This window comes from [Pseudopropionibacterium] massiliense (genome assembly GCF_900607225.1).
Classification (GTDB): domain Bacteria; phylum Actinomycetota; class Actinomycetes; order Propionibacteriales; family Propionibacteriaceae; genus Arachnia; species Arachnia massiliensis.
This window is the reverse complement of sequence record NZ_LR027842.1, coordinates 440,057-460,760: the sequence shown is the minus strand read 5'-3', so window position 1 is coordinate 460,760 and position 20,704 is coordinate 440,057. Positions and strand designations below refer to the sequence as shown.

The following is a 20,704-nucleotide window of genomic DNA, read 5'->3' as shown; positions in this document are numbered from 1 at the left end:
GATAAAAGAAACAACACGACCATCAACCGCGTCCGCTATCTCATTGAGCGTGTCATCGCGAACGTCAAAACTTGGCGTGTTCTGCACACCGATTACCGCCGCCCTTACAACACTTTCGAAACCACAATACAAGCCGTCACCGGGCTCGTCTTCGCCTACACCCTATGAATAAGCCTCATTGTTCATGGCGATGGTCAAGACTCGCCAAATTTTGAGATCCTTGGGTAGGGTTTTAAGGAGAAGGTGAGACATCTCGGCGGATTTCTGATAATACTCTAAGGAGGCTTATTCACAGGCGGCGCGTCGACCAGTGAAACCCCTAGTCGGAGCGCGCTTGAGGATGGCTGTGAATAAGCCTCAAGGCCTGCATGGGATGGTTGTCACGAAAGGAGTCACCTAGTATGACAAAAGCCATGGATTTGAATCGTGTGTCGCTGTTTAATGATTTCGCCGTCAGGTGCCGCATAATGGTTGCAATGCGGAGGTCAGCTAAGTATGCCAGCGCATTGGCTCTGATGAAATCAAAAATTTGCCCGAGGGATTCCGGGTTGTGTTGCAATATTTGGGGTAGGGCGTCGGTGATGGTGTCGATCTCCCATAGCTCTGGTGCTTGTGTGAAATCTGTGCCGAGCTCGGCAGCTTTCTGGAGGATGAAATCCTCCACGAGACTGGTTTCTGGTGGTTCCTGGTTTTGGATGTGGTCTGTGATGAGGCGGTGCATGCGGCCTGTTGCTCCGGGGTGGCGTCCTTCGGTGATCAGGTCGCGGCCTTCCAGGGTGCGGCGGATCCGGGTCCAGCGGCCCTTCAGGAACTGCGGTGTCGGTTCAAACACCTCCGGATCGGTCCGTTTCCCCGGAAGACCCGGAAAACCCTGGCGGCCTTCGTCGCCGTCGCCCTGCTGTCGGCCGGGGTGGGTGGGGGCAGCGCGATCGCCGCGAACCACTACCTGGGGGGCAACCAGTCCAGCGCCATCTCGACGGCCACCACCACCCAGGTGGCGCAGCCCTCCGAGAACAGCCCCGACTGGACCGCGACGGCGGCCGCCATCAAGAACGCAGTGGTGGCGATCAAGGTGGAGGGCAGCAACAAACAAGGGCAGGGTTCCGGTGTGATCATCGACGCCAAGGGCCACATCGTGACCAACAATCACGTGGTCTCCGGCGCGGGGCAGGGGGCCAGGCTCAGCGTCACGATCGGCGACAAGACCTATTCCGCCAAGGTCGTCGGCACCGATCCCTCCACCGACCTGGCGGTGCTGAAGCTCGAGAACCCGCCGTCGAACCTGACGGTCGCCTCCTGGGGGGATTCCTCCAAACTCAAGGTGGGGCAACCGGTGATGGCGGTCGGCAACCCGCTGGGGCTGTCCGACACGGTGACCACCGGTATCGTCTCGGCCCTGAACCGGCCCGTCACCACCCAGGCGGTCACCGACAACAACGTCGACGACACCAATTTCAACAGCCAGCAGGACAGCGACGTGGTGGTCACCTCCGCCATCCAGACCAACGCCGCGATCAACCCCGGCAACTCCGGTGGCGCGCTGGTGGATTCGTCCGGTGCACTGGTGGGCATCACCTCCTCCATCGCGTCGCTGACCTCCAACGGCTCGTCCTCCGGCCAGTCCGGCAACATCGGGATCGGTTTCGCGATCCCCTCGGCGCAGGCCAAGTCCGTGGTGGAGCAACTCATCGCCAACGGCACCGTCAAGCACCCGCAGCTGGGCATCCGGGCCAGCAACGGCTCCTCCGACACCCAGCTCGGCGCCAAGGTGGAGGACGTCACCCAGGGTTCGGCCGCCGCGCAGGCGGGGCTGCAGAAGGGTGATCTCGTCACCGCGATCGACGGCACCCCCGTGGTCGGTTCCGAATCCCTCGTGGCGCAGGTGCGCAGCCACGAGGTGGGGAAGGAGGTGACCCTGAAGGTACTCCGAGGCGGCGAAACCCTTGAACTGAAAGTGACTCTTGGAACTGCAAACTGAGAAACCTCATCAGGAAATCGCTGCCGAACTGGCATCGCGGCCCTCCCGAGCCCACTCCGGGAGGGCCGCTGCGTCGACCGGCCTTCCCCGGTGACGTGACCGCTGCATCCGCGACATGGGTCGTCGCCAACGCCTTGGAGCTGGTTGAGCCAGCACGTGAGCGAAGCGAACGGCTGAGTTGAAACCACTGACGCCCGGTGGCCAGAACCCGACCACGATCACCATGGTTTCGACACGGCCCACTCGCTGACGCTCGCAGACCGGCTCAACTACCATCGACACGACCCCACTCGCAGAGCGAACAGCCCGGCTCAACCGGCTTCGGGGAGAAACGACCCGCCTCGCTCCGATTCCGGGATACCCTCGACGCCATGCGTGCCCGCCTGATCGCCCTGAACCCGGAACCCGTCGACCTGCCCTTCGACGCCGCATGGCAGCCGCGGCCCTTCGGTCACGTGGCCCGTGCCGTCGTCGAGACCGACGATCCGGAATGGTTGCGCCTGCGACTCCTGGAGGTCGCCTCGGGCGGGGTGGTCACGGGTCCCCTCGCCGAGCGGCCGGCGCGTCTGGTGATGCTGGACGTGGACTCCACCCTGACCACGACCGAGGCAATCGACCTGCTGGCGGAGCACGCCGACGCCGGCGACCTCGTCGCCTCGATCACGGAACGGGCGATGCGCGGCGAACTGGATTTCGCGGAGTCGCTGCGGGAGCGGGTCGCGACGCTGCGGGGCCTGCCGGTCCGGGTCTTCGACGAGGTCCTGCCCCGCATCGCCTTGTCGCCGGGCGCGCGTGAACTCGTCGCCGCCCTCCACGGGGCCGGGGTGAGGGTGGGGGTCACCTCGGGCGGGTTCACCGCGCTCGTGGCTCCCCTGGCCGAGGATCTGGGCCTCGACTTCTTCAACGCCAACGAGTTGGAGATCCGCGACGGGGCGCTCACGGGCCGGGTGGTCGGAACGGTGGTGGATCGCGACCAGAAAGCCCACGACCTCACCCGGTTCGCCGCGGCGGCGGGGGTTCCGTTGGAGCACGCGGTGGCGGTGGGCGACGGCGCCAACGACCTGGGCATGCTCGCCGCGGCCGGGCTCGGTGTGGCCTACCTGGCGAAACCCGTGACCGCCGCCCGGGCCGATGCGGTGATCAACTTCCCCCGGCTCGACGCGGTGACGGCCCTGGCCCTGCCCTGAGGAGTACCACGGGCAAGGTGGCACCTGGCTGGGCCACCATCCGGCAAAGCCGATACGCTTGCCCTGCATCCAAGTGCAGGTTTTCCAAGGAGGGAATATGTCAGGTCGGATTCACAACGAGGGTTTCCGCTCCAAGTTGATGTCCGCTGAGGACGCGGCCGCTCTTGTCGAGAACGGCTGGAACATCGGTTTCTCGGGCTTCACCGGGGCCGGTTACCCCAAGGAGTTCCCCAAGGCCCTCGCCGCGCGCATCGAAGCCGCGCACGAGAAGGGCGAGGAATTCCGCATCGGCATGTGGACCGGGGCCTCGACCGCACCTGAGCTCGACGGGGCACTGGCCCGCACGGGGGGCGTCGCGTTCCGTGCGCCCTACCAGTCCGATCCCGAGATGCGTACCGCGATCAACAAGGGCATCACCAACTACTGTGACATCCATCTCTCGCACATGGGGCTGCAGGTGTCGCAGGGCTTCCTGGGCCCGCTGCACCTCGCCGTCGTCGAGGCCACCGCGATCACCGAGGACGGCGACATCGTGCCCTCCTCCTCGGTCGGCCTGAACCGCACCTATCTCGAAAAGGCCGACAAGGTCATCATCGAGGTCAACTCGTGGCAGTCCGAGGACCTGTTCGGCATGCACGACGTCTACTACCCCATCGGTGTCCTGCCCCCGAACCGCGGCGCGCTTCCCATCACCAGCACGGGCGACCGGATCGGCGACAAGGTACTCAAGGTGGACGCCGACAAGGTGGTGGCGGTCGTCGAGACCAACGCCGCGGACCGCAACACCCCGTTCAAGCCCCTCGACGACGATTCCCGGGCGATCGCGGGCTACCTCCTGGACTTCCTGACCAACGAGGTCAAGCACGGCCGGCTGCCCGAGAACCTGCTGCCGTTGCAGTCGGGTGTGGGCAACATCGCCAACGCGGTGCTCGCGGGTCTGTTGGAGGGTCCGTTCGAGAACCTCACCTCCTACACCGAGGTGATCCAGGACGGCATGGTCGACCTGATCGACGCCGGGAAGGTCACCGTCGCCTCCGGTACCGCGTTCTCGTTGTCCCCGGAGGCCGCGGAGCGGATGAACGAGAAGGCCGGGTTCTACCGCGACCACATCATCCTGCGCCCGATGGATGTCTCCAACCATCCCGAGGTGATCCGCCGCATGGGTGTCATCGCCTGCAACGGCATGATCGAGGCCGACATCTACGGCAACGTGAACTCCACCCACGTCATGGGTTCGCGCATGATGAACGGCATCGGTGGTTCCGGCGACTTCACCCGCAATGGCTACTTCTCCTCGTTCGTGACCCCGTCGACGGCGAAGGGCGGCGCGATCTCCGCGATCGTCCCGATGGTCAGCCACGTCGACCACACCGAACACGACGTGGATGTCATCATCACCGAGCAGGGGCTCGCGGATCTGCGTGGCCTGGCCCCCCGCCAGCGCGCCCAGGCGATCATCGAGAACTGCGCCCACCCGGACTTCAAGGAACCGCTGCGCGAGTACGTGAAGCTGGCGGCGACGAAGGCCAACGGCCAGCAGACCCCGCACGACCTGGCGACGGCCCTCAGCTGGCACGTGCGTTTCCTGGAGACCGGCTCCATGAAGTGACACCCGGGTCCTGAACACCTGCGGATCCCCCGGCCCCCTGAACGGGCCGGGGGATTTTCACATCCGGCTCACAGTCTCGAGGTCGATCACCGGCCCTTCAGGAAAGCCCCTGAATCATTGCTTTCCGAATCCGAAGCGTTCGGTGAGACCGCGGTGGACAGTGAAGTCCAGCAAGGCATCGGCGCGACGCCCCCGTCATCCGGCCAGCCAGGTCCAAGCCGCACGCCCACCGGTATCATCAGGGACGGTGGCCTACGTAGGCCACGAAGCGAGGGAGGACCCAGTGTGGCTGAGCCGTGGCTGTCCGCAGATGATGTCGCCACCCAGCCGCGGGGTCGCCAGGGGCACTGTCTGTACCCGGATTGCAGGCAAGACCATGCCCCTGCACAAAGTCAGACGCCTCTGGAAGTTCCGAGCCGGCGGAATCGACGGCCGGGTACGCAGTGATAGTGCGGCCGCCAAGCCCTGTCCCGAACCGCCACGATGAGCCATCAGCGCACCGTGAGCCGCCGTTGATGCTTCTTGTCAGTGGCACCCCATATCCTGATTCACGATCCCGAAACTCGGAAGGAGGCACCGGATGAACACCACGTCTCAGCGGCATGACCGTTACGCGTTGTCCTTCACCAGCGGCGCGCTCCTGGCCCGGGAGGCAATGATCGCGGCGCCACTGTTCTTGGTGGTTCGCGACTGGGGTGCTGTTCGGGACCAGCTCGGTGCGGAGAATCTACTTCAGGCGCGAACCGCTTCGTCCGGACTCCGACTGGCTCGCGAGGTCACGCAACGCTTGGCGGTGCTCACGGAGGCCGAGCTGAAGTTGCTGCGAGACACCAGCCCCGGTGAGCGCGGTCATCTGATGTGGATTGCAGCATGCCGTCGCTACGCGTTCATCGGAGATTTCGCCGAGGAGGTTGTGCGAGAACGCTTTCTCCTGCTCATGCCCACGCTGGGCTACGACGACTTCGATAGTTTCGTTCACGGCAAGGCGCTATGGCACCCGGAGCTCGCTGAGGTGAAAAAATCAACATTGCAGAAGCTCCGGTCGACGGTGTTCAAGATGCTGACCGAGGCTGGCCTACTCGCCGACGGCGAGATCATCTGCGTGTCTTTGTCCACGCGAGTCCAAGACGCGCTCAATGGGCAGCTGCCGAACGATATCCGGTTCTTTCCGACTCGTGACGGCAAAGGGGGTGCGTCGTGATGCCGGATGAACTCACTCACCAAGAAGAGCACCTGTTCGCGGTGCTCAGCGGCGAGCGTTTCTTGAGGATGGAGGGCTTGTCGAATGAGGTTCCGTTCTTCATCTATCCGTACGAACCAGAGCATGCCCTCAGCATTGCGAAGGCGAAGAAACGTATCAAGAACCGGCTGGCCAGCAGGGGCGTCGAGGTTCGTGAGATCAACCTTTATGACCTGTCGGTCGAGATACTCAAGGGGCGTGGCGACTGGGAGGAGATTCTTGAGGTCGAATCCGGGCTGGACAAAACCGAGTTCGCCGAGATGCTGCAATCCATGCTCAATCCACAGCAGCACCTGGCACCCGCGATCCGAGAACTACTCTCCGACGGAGAGTTTGACGTCGTGTTCCTGACCGGGATTGGTGAGGTCTTCCCCTACATCCGGTCACACAACGTACTCAACAATCTCCAAAGTATCGTGGTGGGTAAGCCAATGCTCATGTTCTTCCCAGGCCACTACGAGCAATCCGACACCCTTGGCTCGTCGCTGGTGCTGTTCGGCAGACTGAAGGATGATCAGTATTACCGCGCCAAGAACATTCTGGAACAGGAGCCGTGACCGTCATGCGCCTCACCGAGATTTTCGCCAAGGACGTTCAACGGCCCATCGAGGGCGTGATCAAGGCCGACGATGCCCGCCACCTGGGCATTGAGGTGGACGAGTACGTCCTGACCAATGAAGCGGCCAAGGGACTAGAGCAGCTGCTCGAGACGTACACGAACTACACCAATGCGAACGGTGTGTGGATTTCAGGTTTCTTCGGCTCCGGTAAATCGCACCTGTTGAAGATGCTCGCGCACCTTCTCGGCACTGTGGAGGGCGACGACTTTCCCCGCGAGCGGGTTTTGGAGAGCTTCCGCGCCAAGGCAACCGACGCCTTCCTGCCCCCGCTGCTCGACAAGGCCAACCGCATCCCGGCGAAGAGCCTGCTGTTCAACATCGACCAGAAGGCCACCCTGATCAGCAAGGACCAGACCGATGCCCTGCTGCGGGTGTTCGTGAAGGTCTTCGATGAGTCCCGCGGCTACTACGGTGACCAGGGTCACATCGCCTGGTTCGAGCGTCAGCTCGACGACGAAGGTCAGTTCGACGCCTTCAAGGATGCCTTCCGGGCGGTGTCGGGCCGGGAGTGGATCGAGCGCCGCTCCAGCTTCGGACTCCCGACGGTCCGGCACCAGGTCGATCAAGCGTATGCACGGATCACGGGTTTGGAGGTCTCGACCAGCATCCTGAAGACGTATCAGGACAACTACTCGGTGTCGATCGAGGATTTCGCCGACGAGGTCCGTGCCTGGCTGGACAAGCAACCAGCAGGTTTTCGGTTGAACTTCTTCGTCGATGAGGTCGGGCAGTTCATCGGCTCCAACACGCACCTGATGTTGAATCTTCAGACGATCGCCGAGTCGTTGAACACGAAGTGCGGTGGGCGTGCTTGGGTGTTCGTGACCTCGCAGGAGGACATGGACAAGGTCGTCGGAGACCGCACCAAACGGCAGGGCAATGACTTCTCGAAAATTCAGGCCAGGTTCAAGACCCGGGTCAAGCTCACATCCGCGGACGTGGAAGAGGTCATCCGCAAACGCCTGCTGGAAAAGAACGACAAGGGCGCTACGGCGCTCGAAGCCATCTACGCACAGGAGTCGGCGAATTTCAAGACCTTGTTCGACTTCACCGACGGCGCGAAAACCTATCGGAACTTCACCGACGAGTCCCATTTCGTGGGAACCTACCCGTTCGTGAGCTACCAGTTCCCGCTGTTTCAGGCCGCGATCGAGGGAATCTCCGACCACAACGTTTTCGAGGGCCGCAACAGTTCCGTCGGTGAACGTTCCATGCTCGGTGTCGTCCAGCAGGTTGCCAAGGACATCAGTGATGTCGAGATCGGCTCGTTGGCCACTTTTGACGCCATGTTCGCAGGTATCCGCGCCTCGTTGAAGTCCGCAGCACAACGTTCGATCGATCGTGCCGAGCGCGATCTCCCAGACGACGGATCGCCGGTCACCAGACTCGCGGTGCGGCTGCTCAAGGCGCTATTTCTGGTGAAATACGTGGAGAGCTTCCAGGCGACCCCGCGCAACCTGACCGTGCTGGTCTACGACCGGTTCGGGCTCGACCTGCCTGCCTTGTCCAAGCAGGTCCAGGAGGCCCTCACGCTGCTGGAGACGCAGACCTACGTGCAGCGCAACGGCAATGTCTACGAATACCTGACCAACGAAGAGCAGGTGATAGAGGAAGAGATCAAGAACGTAGAGATCGATTCCTCCGAGGTCTCCACCCGGTTGAACAGGATTCTCTCCGGCGAAGTCGTCAAAACTTCCAAGCTCCGATACGCCAAGAACGGGCAGGATTTCAGGTTCGGATACAGGCTCGACGACCAGGCGTTCGGTCAGCAGCAGGAACTCTCACTGCACTTCATCACCCCCGAGTACCCGCACGAGCCGGAAGAAATTCGCATGCACTCGGCGGGCAAGGACGAGTTGCGTGTGGTGCTCGCTCCCGACGACCGGTTGCTGGCTGACCTGCGGCTGCTGCTCAAGACCGAGAAGTACACCAAACGCAAGCAGACCAGCTCGCTGTCGCCGGTCGAGGAACAGATTCTGCGCACCAAGGCGGCCCAGAATGTGCAGCGGGAGAAAGAACTGGTCGAGCGCATTCGTCGCGCTGTCGGACGGGCCGAGCTCGTGATCAACGCCGCTGACCTCTCGGTGGGGTCTCAGGACGCACTTACGCGGATCAATGACGGGTTCCAGGACCTCGTCGCACGAACATACACGCAGCTGGGTCTTCTCGGTGGGCGTACCTATTCGGAGCAGCAGATCACAGGGTTTGCTAACCCCGACCAGTCTGTGATGTTTGATGACTCATCCACGCATGCACTCGCCGCGCCGGCTGACGAGGTGCTGTCCTACCTGCTGCGACGTGACCAGCTCGGTGAGCAGGTCACAGTCAGGAAGATCGTTGATCACTTCCAGGCCAAGCCCTACGGCTGGGACCTTCCCTCTATCGAGTGCGTCACGGCATGGCTCGTTGGTACCTCGAAGATCACTCTCACCGTCGACTCGAACACCCTCAAGCGCAGCGAGGTCGCGGCCGCGCTGCGCAACACGCAGAAGCACTCCCACGCCGTAGTTGCCCCGCAGAAAACCTTCGACCAACACAGGATCAAAGAGCTGCGCACCTTCTGCACGGATTTCTTCGACGAGCCCACCGCGCCGAAGGACCCGCTGGAACTGGCCCGGCACGCGAGCGAACGTCTCCGCGCGAAGTGGGATGAACTCAAGGCGCAGGTCAGCGGCTCGAAATACCCCTTTGTGGCTCAACTCGAAGATCCCATCGCCCTGCTGGAGTCCGTCGTCGGCAAGCCCGACAACTGGTACCTGACCGAGTTCGCACTCGCCGACGATCTGCTCGACGCGAAGAGCAATATCATCGACCCCATTCAGGCCTTCCTCGGCGGCGCCCAGCGCAGGATCTTCGACGAGGCGACCCAAATGCTTGTCAGCAACACAAGCAACCTCAACTATCTTCCCCCGGGTAGCAGCCAGGATGTGGAGCAACTCCTCGCCGATCCGCAAGCCTTCCGCGGCAACCGGATGGCCAAGCTCAAGACCGCCACCGTTGAACTCCAGTCACGCATCGACGACGCGCTCGTGGCCAACCGCGAAGGTGCAGTCCGGAAGATCGACTCCCGGTGGGCGCCGCTACAGATAAGCACGATCTATCTGGAAGCCACGGACAACGCACGGCGCAACGTGAGCCAGAAGATCAACACGATCCTCGATCGGATCGGTAAGGAAAATCAGATTGCCGTCGTCCGGGAGATCGCCAACACCTTCGAGGAAGACACCTACCCGGCCATCCTCGACCAGCTCGCCGCATCCCCTCGCGCCAGCAACGCCGACAGCGACGACACGCCAACATCGGCGCCGATCAAGAAGCAAACGGTTTCGGTCAGGACCATCACAGTCGCCGACGCCCGCGGCGTCTTGGAGACCGAAGAAGACATCGATCGCTACCTTGCCGCGCTGCGTACAGCGCTGGTCCAGGCCCTCAACGACGACAAGCGCATCGCGCTGTAGGAGACAACACGCATGGAGACCGCACCGCTGAAGAGCTTCGCCACGTGGGCCAGGCGTGAACTTATCACTCAGGTCAGCGCCCGTTTGACCGCTGTACTCGCGCCTGCGTCCCCGGAGCGGGTCGAGAACCAGCGTGCCGTGGCTGTGCTCGAACATGACATCGCAGCTGCCGGCGGCGGAACCACAGGCAGGGAAGCAATCGTCGACAGGGTCGCCTACACCTGGTTCAACCGGATCATCGCCTTTCGTTTCATGGATGCCAACGGCTACACCGGAACCGGGGTCGTCTCGCCCGCCCACGGCCAGCAGACCGGGCAACCCGAGATACTCGCCGACGCCAAGCGCGGCAACATCGACCCCGCCGTCGTCGGCAACAAGCGAACCCTCGACACGATCATCGGGCTTCTCGACAGCACCCGCCCCAGCACGGATGCCCAGGGTGAGGCCTACACACTGCTGCTCGCCGAGTACTGCCGCTACTGGAACCGCTCGATGCCGTTCATGTTCGAGCGTGAGGGCGACTACACCGAACTTCTCATCCCCTCGAACCTTCTGGCTGCGGATTCCATCCTCACCAGGGCCGCTACAGCACTCACCGAAGAGGTTTGCCGCGATGTCGAGGTGATCGGCTGGCTCTACCAGTTCTACATCTCCGAGCGGAAGGACGAGGTTTTCGCCGGGTTCAAGAAGGGCAAGAAGGCGGGTGCGGCGGAGATTCCGGCGGCCACGCAGCTCTTCACCCCGCACTGGATCGTTCGCTACCTCGTCGAGAACTCCGTCGGTCGGCTGTGGATGCTCAACCACCCGTCCTCTCGGCTCGTTGAGCAGATGGACTACTACATCGCCCCGGTCGACGAGCAGACCGACTTCCTCAAGATCAGCACCCCCGAAGAACTCACCTTCATAGACCCAGCATGCGGCTCCGGGCACATGCTCGCCTATGCCTTTGACCTGCTGTATGCGATCTACGAAGAGGAGGGCTACGCACCCTCTGAGATTCCCGGGCTGATCCTCAGTCGCAACCTCTACGGCACCGAAATTGACCCGCGCGCTGCGGCTCTGGCTGCCTTCGCCCTGATGATGAAGGCCCGGGCACGTAAGCGTCGTTTCCTGCGTCAGCCGGAGCAGCCGCGCATACGCGTCATTGAGCCGGTGGCGTTCAGCACCGACGAGCTCGACCAGCTTGCTGGCACGAAAATCGGCAGTCCGGCAAGTCACCGCTTCTGGCAGAGCTTCATTTACGCCGACGTGCTGGGCTCCCTCATCGTCCCTGACGCCGCCGCCCTGTCCGAGGCCAAGGAACGATTGGCGGTTTTTGACGCCGACACCCTGGACGCTGCGGATCTGCGCGCTCGCGCTGAGCAGGTGGTAGCCCAGGCGGAGTATCTGACTCACTCCTACGCGGTGGTGGCGACGAATCCGCCATACATGGGCAGCAGCAATATGGGTTCTGTGTTGTCCACCCGGGTGAAGAAGCATCACCCGGAGGCGAAGTCCGATCTGTTTGCCGCCTTCATCGAGCGGTGCCTGGGGCTCGCCGAGGCCGAGCATGGCCTGGTCGCCATGATCACCATGCAGGCTTGGATGTTCCTTGGCTCCTTTGAGAAGCTGCGCCGCCGTATCCTGCACGACGCCCCACCGGTCACGATGCTGCACCTTGGCGAACGGGCATTCGACCTGATCGGCGGGGAGGTGGTCTCAACCACCGCTTTCATTCTGGAACCGCGACGAACCGCCGATGAACCTTGTCAGTACTTCCGTGTTGTGCCTGGCAATTCCGAGGCCGAGAAAGAGCACCTGTTCAAGGAAGCACTGGCCGGCCCATCCGATCTGCATTTCTCCGCCCGTCCCCAAACGCTGCTTGCTCTCCCGGGAGGACGGATCGCCTACTGGCTCTCGCCCGCTGTGACGCGTGCTTTTGCCACGGGTAAGCCCCTTGGAGAGGTCGCCGCACCAAAACAAGGCCTGGCTACTGCCGACAATGCCCGCTTCCTACGCCAGTGGTTCGAGGTCTCCCAAAGCCGCACCTGCTTCGACGCAGACTCCCGCGAGTCGGCCGTCACCAGCGGAGCCAAGTGGTTCCCGCATCTCAAGGGCGGCGCGTTCCGAAAGTGGTGGGGCAACCAGGACTACGTCATCAACTGGGAGAACGACGGCGCGGAGCTCTGGAACTTCCGCCCACGCTCCGTCATCCGCAACCCTGACTACTACTTCAAGCCAGCTATCTCATGGTCAAACGTCTCTTCTGGAGAACCAAGCTTCCGCTTCTATGAGCAGGGAAGCATCTTCGGCCATGTTGGTCAGGCATTCTTTCCGCACAGCGACATCGAGCTGCTCACGGGTTTTTCCAACTCGACGACCTGTCGCTCCCTGTTGGCAGTCCTCTCGCCAACACTCCATTTTGAAGCAGGACAACTAGCAGGTCTCCCCATTGTCGATACCCGTACCTCACGTCCGGATTCGATCTTTGTCAGGCGTCTGATTCATCTATTCCGTTCTGACTGGAACGCCTACGAGACCTCTTGGGGTTTCGAGGGGTCGCCACTCGTTCAGTATGCTCGTTCGAAAGGTTCGTTAGTAGACGCCTTGGAACACTGGTGGCTGAATTCCCTCAGCGCTGCCTGCGAAGCGCGGAAGCTTGAGACGGAGAACAACCGTTACTGGGCCGAGGTTTACGGTCTTCAGGATGAGGTACCTATAGAGGTTCCAATGAGCCGCGTCTCGCTGACCTCCAACCCCTACTTCCGCTACGCACCCAACAAGGGTGCGACACGTACGGACGAGGAGTACCGCCGTTTTTTCACGGCGGATGCTATCCGCGATCTCGTCTCCTATGGCGTCGGCTGCCTATTCGGCCGTTACAGTATCGACAAGCCGGACCTGATCCTTGCCGACCATGGAACAACGGTTCAGGATTACCTCGCCAAAGTTCCTCAACCAACGTTCATGCCTGGCAAGGACAACGTCCTCCCAATCGTGGACGGCGACTGGTTTGAGGGCGACATCGTGGCACGGTTCCGCCAGTTCCTACGGGTTGCGTTCGGTGATGAGCACTTCGAGGAGAACCTCCGATTCATCGAGGAGTCCCTTGGGGTGAAATCGCTGCGGGAGTACTTCATCACCCGTTCGGGCGGTTCGAGGTTCTATGACGATCATGTGAAGCGATATAAGAAGCGCCCGATCTACTGGTTGTTCTCCAGCCCGAAGGGATCGTTCAATGCGCTGATCTACATGCACCGCTACACACCGTCCACGGTCTCGACGGTGTTGAACGAGTATCTACGTGAGTTCGAGTCGAAGCTGGAGGCGAACCTTCAGCACCAGGAGCGTGTCGCCGCCGGGGACGGCACGTCCCGTGAGAAGGCAGCCGCTCTTAAGGAAGCCGAGCGGCTTCGCAATATCCTGGTGGAGCTCAGCGAGTACGAGCACGATGTGCTCTACCCCCTTGCATCGAAGCAAGTCGCGATCGACCTCGATGATGGGGTGAAGGCCAACTACCCGAAGTTCTATCCTGCCCTCAGGAAGATCAAGGGGTTGGAGGCTGCCGATGACTGAGATCGAGTTGGCCGCGAAGGACCAGATGATTGTCGTCTCGCTGAGACGACAATCTGCGAGGTCTGCCTATGTTTGAGCACTTTGAGGTGGATGCGCACGGTCGAGTGCATGCTCACGAGGGAAAGACGCTGGAGTTCAAGCGTGACCTGTCATCACCCACGAAACCGTTGCGCACAATTGTCGCGTTCGCCAACTCCGCCGGTGGCCGTCTGGTCATCGGCGTGGACGACGACGGCATCGTTGTCGGCGTGCCTGATCCCCTAGCTGAGGAGGAACGCATCACCAGCCTGATCGCTGATCGCATCTCGCCGCAGCTGGTGCCGGCAATTGACCTCATGACTGTCGGTGAGGCAACAGTCCTCGTGGTGGATGTCCCGCTGAGTACCCGCCGTCCACATTTCATGGCCGATCAAGGACCAGACCACGGGGTCTACGTACGTCTGGGGTCAACGACACGCCAAGCCGATCCTGCTCTGGTGGCGGAACTCGAGCGCAACGCGCGCGGCGTGGCATTCGAAGACCTACCCGAGCCGCGAGCGTCGCTGGACGACCTCGATCTGAGGACGCTGTCGGAACTCCGGGGGCGCAACACCGATGTCGATGATCTCGTCGCGCTAGGGTTCGCAATCAAGCAGGGAAGCAAGATCGTCCCGACATACGCAGGCATTCTCGCCGCATGTGCAGACCCGACCCGTTTCCTTCCTTCCGCGTGGGTGCAATGTGGTCGGCTGCGTGGTGCCAGCGGAACTGACATCTTCGACCAAACCGAAATTCATGGCCCGATGCCGCGGGCTGTGGATCGAGTCATGGAGTTCCTGCTCAAGCACGCGTACAAGTCTGCGGTGTTCGGCGAGGTGCGCCGTCGCGACGTCTATTCGATCCCGGTCGAGGCGATCCGCGAGGTCGTTGTCAATGCTCTCGTTCACGCCAGCTACGCCGAACGCGGCACGCCCATACGCGTTGGGTTCTACGACGATCGCATTCAGGTTGACAGCCCCGGCCTGCTGCTTCCGGGGATGACGATCGACTCGATGCGACGGGCATCCCGCCTGCGAAACCCGTCGCTCGCCCGCGTCTTCCGAGAAGCTGGGATCATGGAGCAATGGGGTACTGGAGTCCAACGAGTCTACGATCAGATCGCTGCGGTTGGCCTGCCTGAGCCGCATGTCGAGGAGATCATGGATCGACTGCGTTTCACCGTCTACGTGCCCTCCCACGCAGCGGACGCGGGTCTTGGTGCCGACGTAAGGCACCAAGAACAGGCACCAAGGCACCAAGATGAAGCACCAAGTCGGCCTGTGACCAGCCTTTCCTCGACTGAGATCGTGGTCCTTCGTCAGGTCCGGGCCGACCCGGCGAGCCGTGCGGATCTCATGGCGGCGCTGGGCATCACCAACCAGACTCGCGCCTTCCGCCGACACATCGAACCGTTACTCGCAGCAGGACTGCTGGAGCGTACCCTGCCTGACAAACCCACGAGCCGAGACCAGCGTTATCGGATCACGGAACTTGGTCGGGTAACCCTGGCGCAACAGGAGGTCACCGAATGAACTCACTCCGCGCGGTCCTGCCTCACCTAGAACAACGCTTCGAGTCGCAGCGACTCGTCTTCTGGCACGACAACGGGGGCGAGTACACCTCCGAGGTTGACGCACTCGACCTCGCCGGGATCACCACGTTGCGGGTACGAAACAACGAGTACGCGGTGAAGAATCGGGTGCTCCATGACGAGCCGGGCGGCAAGTTCCTCATCTATCGCGATGGCCCGGTACCTTCCGACACCGGGAACTGGTTGCTTGACCTTGAACTTGCGTACGGGGTCTTCACCGCTGATTGGGTCGCGCTGGTACGCCAAGAGCTCGGCTTGATCGGCACCGAGATCGACGAAGTAGTGCGTGAGCACGAAGGCTACTTTCGCGACACCGAGCGGGTCCAACGTCTCAAGGAGCTACTAGCCGCCGACGATGACGTCGACAGGCTACGGGCGAAGATGTGCGCCGTGCTTCTCGATCAGCGAGAGCACAGCATGCTGGAGCTTACACGCACACTACTGATAGAGAACTCACGCGGTGAGAGGGCCAAGTACGAGGCACTGGTTGAGCTGGGGCTCGACAGGTTCCACTGGGCCGGTGCGGCCAAGATCTATCGCTACAGGGCGAGCAAGCCCAGCATCGATGATTTTGTGCTGTGGATGTTTCGGCAGGCGATCAATGGGTTCGCGTCAGATACGCCCGGGACTTTGCGCAACATTCAGCTCGACTTCGCGAGTCTGCGTAACGACCGGCGCAGTGCTGACGCCTTCGCCACCTTAGCGCGACGAGCAGCCGAAAGCCTCGATTACGTCCGCACCATCGAGGATGCCGAACTTCCCGAGCTTGTGGAAAACGATCTCTTTGAGGACGTGGAGCGCAAAATCATCAGCGCACTGGCGCATGCAATCGCCCAGCGTACGATGAGCGCACGTGAGGTATCCGAGACCATTCGTGCCCGCCAGAGCAGTGTCTGGGTTGAGGGATACCGGGCACTCTACGCGGCACTCGCCGCTGCCTCCGACCTGTTGAGCGAGCTCGCTACGGCGAGGTTCGAGATCGCTTCGTTCGATGACGGACTCGACCGATACCGCAAACACTGGTTTCGCATCGATCAGCTCTACCGTCAGTTCCACTTCGCCGCGCGCATGAGCGAGCATGCCGCCCCGCTCGAAGCGCTCCGCGAGGAAGTGGACAAGCAGTACACGAATCGATACCTCTACGAACTCGGCAACACATGGCAGCAGCAGGTCGACGCCGTGCACGACTGGCGTTCAGTCACGCTCCGCCCGCAGACGAGATTCTTCAACGATCACGTTGAGCCGATCATCCGGAAGGGCAACCGGAAGGCCGCCGTCATCATCTCGGACGCGCTGCGTTACGAGATCGCCGACGAGCTGCGTTCGCGTATCCGCCAGGAAAACCGTTTCGACGCGGAACTTGATGCGATGCTCGGCGTTCTGCCGAGCTACACCCAGCTCGGCATGGCGGCTCTCCTGCCGCACAGAACGCTGGCTCACTCGCACGGTGGCGATCCGGTGCTGATCGACGGCCAACGCTCCGATGGAACCGTGAACCGCAACAAGGTGCTGGCCTCGGTGGGGGGGATCGCGATCCAGGCCGAGGAAATCCTCTCGATGCCACTCGGCGAACTGCGTGAGCTGTACGTCGCCCACCAGGTGCTGTACGTCTACCACGACCGGATAGATGCAACCGGCGACAAGGCCCGCACCGAACGGCAGGTGTTCGAGGCTGCCGTTGGGGCGCTTGGCGATCTGGTCAAGCTCATCAAACGCCTGGCAAACGCGAACGCCACGAACATCCTGGTGACGGCCGACCACGGCTTCCTATACCAAGACACCGCGCTGGCTGACGCCTTCTACCTCTCGACCAAACCGCAGGGCGACGAGCTCGTGGTGACGAACCGCCGATATGTGTTGGGCCGGGGGTTCAAGGACGATTCTGCATTCCGGAAGTTCGAGCCCGAACAGATCGGTCTCAGCAGTGACCTTGAGGTGCAGATTCCCAAGTCAATCCACCGGATCAAGCTGTCGGGCGCTGGCTCACGGTTCGTCCACGGCGGCGCCTCGCTGCAGGAAGTCGTCGTACCGGTACTCAGAGTCAACAAGAAACGCAAGAGCGACACCCGGCCCGTGAATGTCGAAGTGCTGCCCGAGACGGACAAGATCACCACCGGCCAGCTCGTCATAAAACTCCTCCAAACCGAGCCGGCCAGCGATAAAATCCAGCCGCGCACGCTGCGCGCCGGTATCTACGTCGGCGACACCTTGATCTCGAACCAGCCCGAGCTGGTCTTTGATCAGCCCTCCGATAACAAACGCGACCGCTACCAGAATGTACGGATGCTGCTCAGTCAGGACGCCAACGAGTTCAACAACCGCACGGTCGAGTTCCGACTCGAAGAGCAAATACCCCACACCACCCAGTGGCGCGTCTACCAGCGGGCCCAGTACCTGCTCAGGCGCTCGTTCACATCGGACTTCGATTTCTAAGGGGAACCAGCAGCCATGACGCACACCGATGACAATCCCGATGGGAAACGCGGCGCCGAGAAGAACGCATCGCAGCAGAGCGATCTCGACTACAAGATCAACGTGCTGTTCGGAGGCTCGGTTGTCCGTAAAGACCTGGTGAAGGCCGTCAAAGGAAACGCGATCGTCCCGTCCTATGTGCTGGAGTACCTGCTCGGCCAGTACGCCGCATCCGATGACGAGGCGACGATCCAAGCCGGCATTGACGCGGTCCGCAAGATTCTGGCCGCCCACTATGTGCATCGCAACGAGTCGGAACTGGTGAAGTCCACCATCAGGGAGAAAGGCCGCCACCGGATCATCGACAAGGTCACCGTGACGCTGAACGACAAACAGGACGTGTACGAAGCCTCGTTCGCCAACCTTGGTCTTCACGGGGTGATCGTCGAACCCGCAACGGTGAAGGCAAACCCGAAGCTTCTGGTTGGCGGCGTGTGGTGCATCTGCGACATCGAGTACTTCCACAGTGATGATTCCCGTTTCGTGCCCTGGATTCTGGGAAGCCTGAAGCCGATTCAGATGTCGAGCTTCGACTACAAGAGCTACCTCGCATCGCGTCGGGGCTTCAACACCGAGGAATGGATCGACCTGCTGATCCAATCCATCGGTTTCAACCCCGAGATGTTCGGGCGACGGGCCAAGCTGCTACAGCTCGTCCGCCTTGTCCCGTTCGTCGAGCGCAACTACAACCTCGTCGAGCTCGGGCCGAAGGGCACAGGCAAGTCCCACATCTACTCCGAGTTCTCGCCCCACGGCATGCTGATCTCCGGCGGAGAGGTCACCGTCCCGAAACTCTTCGTCAACAACGCCAACGGCCGCATCGGGCTGGTCGGCTACTGGGATGTGGTTGCCTTCGACGAGTTCGCCGGCAAGAGGAAGCGCACCGACAAGGCGCTGGTCGACATCATGAAGAACTACATGGCGAACAAGTCGTTCTCCCGGGGCGTCGAGACCCTCGGGGCCGAAGCGTCGATGGTGTTCGTGGGCAACACCGCGCACAACGTGCCCTACATGCTCAAACACTCCGACCTCTTCGATGAACTGCCCGAGGCCTATCACGACTCCGCCTACCTCGACCGGCTGCACTTCTACGTCCCCGGCTGGGAGGTGGACACCATCCGCAGCGAGATGTTTTCCTCCGGCTACGGTTTCGTCGTCGACTACATCGCCGAGGTGTTGCGGTCCATGCGTAGCACCGACTACTCCGATCGATACCAGCAGCACTTCACTCTCGGCTCGGACATCTCCACGCGAGACCGCGACGGCATCCACAAGACATTCTCCGGCCTGATGAAGCTCATCTACCCGGAGGGCGAAGCAACCCCAGCCGAGATCGAGGAACTGCTCCGCTTCGCCATCGAGGGACGCAAGCGCGTCAAGGATCAGATTCTCCGGATCGACACCACGATGGCGGCAGTCAACTTCGGCTACACCGACAAAACAGGCACCTGGCACAGCGTCACCACACTGGAAGAAGACGAATACCCCGACTACTACCGAAGTCAACTTCCCGAGGCTGAGAACGGCGTTGAGTCACCCTCCGAGCTTGAGCCCGCAGCCGAGAATGTCGCAATGTCTGTGTCGTCGCCAGCCGAGGCAGCACCCCCACTGTTCGAGGGCCACCGAGAGTTCCAGGAGAACCAGCGCGGCGTCTCCTACGAAACACTGCTTATGCCATACCTGCGTGGCGCAACCGCCATCACCATCGTCGATCCCTACATCCGAGTACCGCACCAAGGGCGCAACCTCGTCGACCTGCTAGCACTACTCGCAGCCGCCAAAGACCCCGCCGACGAGATCGCGGTGACGCTGGTCACCCGGGAAGACAGCGCTGAGTACACCCAACAACAACTCACCATGCTGGGGGACATCCAGGACAGCGCCGCCAGTGTCGGTATTCGGTTCACAGTCAAATTTGACGAAACTATCCACGACCGTTCGATCTGCACCGACCACGGCTGGAAAATCCTCCTCGGACGTGGCCTCGACATCTTCCAGAAAGGGGCAGGCAACCAGTACGATCTCGGCTCCCGTTGTCAGGAGTTCCGCCAAGTCGTCGCCTTCGGAATCACCTACATTCGTGAGGGCCTGCGATGACCGCGTTCGGAGACCTCAAGAGATAGGCGGCAGAGACAGCCATCGCCGCGCGGGTCCGGTCAACAGCAACCAGGACATCAGGCGAACATCGAGGACATCGCGGGGCGGGAGCCGGTCGAGTCGAAACCACCGCGCGCACATCTAAGGATCCGCGGCCAGGTCTGCTTACCGGCCGCCAGAAATGGTTTCGACACAGCCGCTCGCTTCGCTCACGAGCTGGCTCAACCAGCTTGCAGAGACACGGAACGCTCCTTCGTCACACCCCGGCTCAACCAGCTTCCGGGACGATGGGTTCAGGTTCCCAGCTGGTAGGTGCGGTGTCGTTGCCAGCGACCGGTTCCGGGCGGCGGGCCGCTCCACAGTTCGACGGTGGTGCAGACCTGGCGGATCGGTAGTTTGCTGAGCACCTCTGCCTCCGCCGCCTTCAACTCCGCCAGGGGCGCGCGTTTGCCGATGGTGACGTGCGGGACGGCCCGTTCGGGGACGGCACCGAAGGCGGGGTATTCGGGGAAGACCTCACGGATCCGGGTGACGAGGTTCGTCAGCACCGCCGCCTCACTGGGCACGAGGTACACCGAATCCGTGCCGAACCAGCCGGTGCTGGTGAAATCGATGTGGAACCGCCCGAAGTCGCGCAGCACGTCGATCAGGGCGTCATCGTCGTCCATCGACAGGTTGGTGGTGAACGGGTACAGCAGGTTGAGATGCGCCGACACCCCGTCGGCGGCCGACGGGTCGAGGCGCTCACGCAGGGTCTGCAACACCGGTTCCGTGTCCGAGCATTTCAGCATCAGCGCTGATTGCCGGCGCACCAGATGGGGCTTACGGACGGCTTGCATGAGGACATCTTATGTTTCTCACAGCATTTGCGCTGTATTG

12 protein-coding genes are annotated in these 20,704 nt (G+C 61.8%); 10 read left to right on the top strand and 2 right to left on the bottom strand.

Translation table 11 applies throughout. The annotated features are described in order from the left end of the window. Positions 1–319: 319 nt before the first annotated feature. Positions 320–664, bottom strand: coding sequence for a hypothetical protein (locus E0E39_RS01930; protein WP_207302382.1), 345 nt, complete (start codon positions 662–664; stop codon positions 320–322). A gap of 33 nt (positions 665–697) precedes the next feature. Between E0E39_RS01930 and E0E39_RS01925 the strand changes: the two genes are divergently transcribed. The 10 genes from E0E39_RS01925 to brxL all read left to right on the top strand — a co-directional run bounded on the left by E0E39_RS01925 (position 698) and on the right by brxL (position 19,825). Further along, complete coding sequence (locus E0E39_RS01925; RefSeq protein WP_245988166.1) at positions 698–1,978, top strand: S1C family serine protease; 1,281 nt, start codon at positions 698–700, stop codon at positions 1,976–1,978. Positions 1,979–2,349: 371 nt separating this feature from the next. Beyond that, on the top strand, positions 2,350–3,165 hold the full coding sequence (serB, locus tag E0E39_RS01920) for a phosphoserine phosphatase SerB (protein WP_130873238.1): 816 nt from the start codon (positions 2,350–2,352) through the stop codon (positions 3,163–3,165). A 97-nt stretch (positions 3,166–3,262) separates the two neighbouring features. After that, positions 3,263–4,774, top strand: coding sequence for a succinyl-CoA:acetate CoA-transferase ScpC (scpC, locus tag E0E39_RS01915; protein WP_130873237.1), 1,512 nt, complete (start codon positions 3,263–3,265; stop codon positions 4,772–4,774). A gap of 580 nt (positions 4,775–5,354) precedes the next feature. Next, positions 5,355–5,975, top strand: a complete 621-nt coding sequence (locus E0E39_RS01905; RefSeq protein WP_130873236.1) for a DUF1819 family protein — start codon at positions 5,355–5,357, stop codon at positions 5,973–5,975. After that, positions 5,975–6,571 (top strand): DUF1788 domain-containing protein, encoded by a 597-nt coding sequence (locus E0E39_RS01900; RefSeq protein ID WP_245988395.1) that lies wholly within the window; start codon positions 5,975–5,977, stop codon positions 6,569–6,571. The genes E0E39_RS01905 and E0E39_RS01900 overlap by 1 nt, the downstream gene beginning before the upstream one ends. A gap of 5 nt (positions 6,572–6,576) precedes the next feature. After that, a complete protein-coding gene (gene brxC / locus E0E39_RS01895) occupies positions 6,577–10,092 on the top strand; it encodes a BREX system P-loop protein BrxC (RefSeq protein WP_130875595.1) in 3,516 nt (1,171 codons plus the stop codon). Between the two features lie 12 nt (positions 10,093–10,104). Further along, positions 10,105–13,647: a BREX-1 system adenine-specific DNA-methyltransferase PglX gene (gene pglX / locus E0E39_RS01890; RefSeq protein WP_130873234.1), complete on the top strand. Its 3,543-nt coding sequence runs from the start codon at positions 10,105–10,107 to the stop codon at positions 13,645–13,647. Positions 13,648–13,715: 68 nt separating this feature from the next. Next, positions 13,716–15,197, top strand: coding sequence for an AlbA family DNA-binding domain-containing protein (locus E0E39_RS01885; RefSeq protein WP_130873233.1), 1,482 nt, complete (start codon positions 13,716–13,718; stop codon positions 15,195–15,197). Next, positions 15,194–17,689: a BREX-1 system phosphatase PglZ type A gene (gene pglZ, locus E0E39_RS01880; RefSeq protein ID WP_130873232.1), complete on the top strand. Its 2,496-nt coding sequence runs from the start codon at positions 15,194–15,196 to the stop codon at positions 17,687–17,689. Before E0E39_RS01885 ends, pglZ begins: the two co-directional genes overlap by 4 nt. Positions 17,690–17,704: 15 nt before the next feature. After that, a complete protein-coding gene (gene brxL / locus E0E39_RS01875; protein ID WP_130873231.1) occupies positions 17,705–19,825 on the top strand; it encodes a BREX system Lon protease-like protein BrxL in 2,121 nt (706 codons plus the stop codon). A gap of 293 nt (positions 19,826–20,118) precedes the next feature. Here the strand turns inward: brxL and E0E39_RS01870 are convergent, their stop codons facing one another. Further along, on the bottom strand, positions 20,119–20,664 hold the full coding sequence (locus E0E39_RS01870; RefSeq protein WP_130873230.1) for a 2'-5' RNA ligase family protein: 546 nt from the start codon (positions 20,662–20,664) through the stop codon (positions 20,119–20,121). Between the last annotated feature and the right edge of the window lie 40 nt (positions 20,665–20,704).

What these genes read in the sequence shown, in the direction of transcription:
- E0E39_RS01885 (WP_130873233.1), top strand. Translation starts at nt 13,716, where the DNA reads ATGTTTGAGCACTTTGAGGTGGATGCGCACGGTCGAGTGCATGCTCAC.
- E0E39_RS01900 (WP_245988395.1), top strand. Translation starts at nt 5,975, where the DNA reads ATGCCGGATGAACTCACTCACCAAGAAGAGCACCTGTTCGCGGTGCTC.
- E0E39_RS01905 (WP_130873236.1), top strand. Translation starts at nt 5,355, where the DNA reads ATGAACACCACGTCTCAGCGGCATGACCGTTACGCGTTGTCCTTCACC.
- E0E39_RS01870 (WP_130873230.1), bottom strand. Translation starts at nt 20,664, where the DNA reads ATGCAAGCCGTCCGTAAGCCCCATCTGGTGCGCCGGCAATCAGCGCTG.
- brxL (WP_130873231.1), top strand. Translation starts at nt 17,705, where the DNA reads ATGACGCACACCGATGACAATCCCGATGGGAAACGCGGCGCCGAGAAG.
- brxC (WP_130875595.1), top strand. Translation starts at nt 6,577, where the DNA reads ATGCGCCTCACCGAGATTTTCGCCAAGGACGTTCAACGGCCCATCGAG.
- pglZ (WP_130873232.1), top strand. Translation starts at nt 15,194, where the DNA reads ATGAACTCACTCCGCGCGGTCCTGCCTCACCTAGAACAACGCTTCGAG.
- scpC (WP_130873237.1), top strand. Translation starts at nt 3,263, where the DNA reads ATGTCAGGTCGGATTCACAACGAGGGTTTCCGCTCCAAGTTGATGTCC.
- serB (WP_130873238.1), top strand. Translation starts at nt 2,350, where the DNA reads ATGCGTGCCCGCCTGATCGCCCTGAACCCGGAACCCGTCGACCTGCCC.
- pglX (WP_130873234.1), top strand. Translation starts at nt 10,105, where the DNA reads ATGGAGACCGCACCGCTGAAGAGCTTCGCCACGTGGGCCAGGCGTGAA.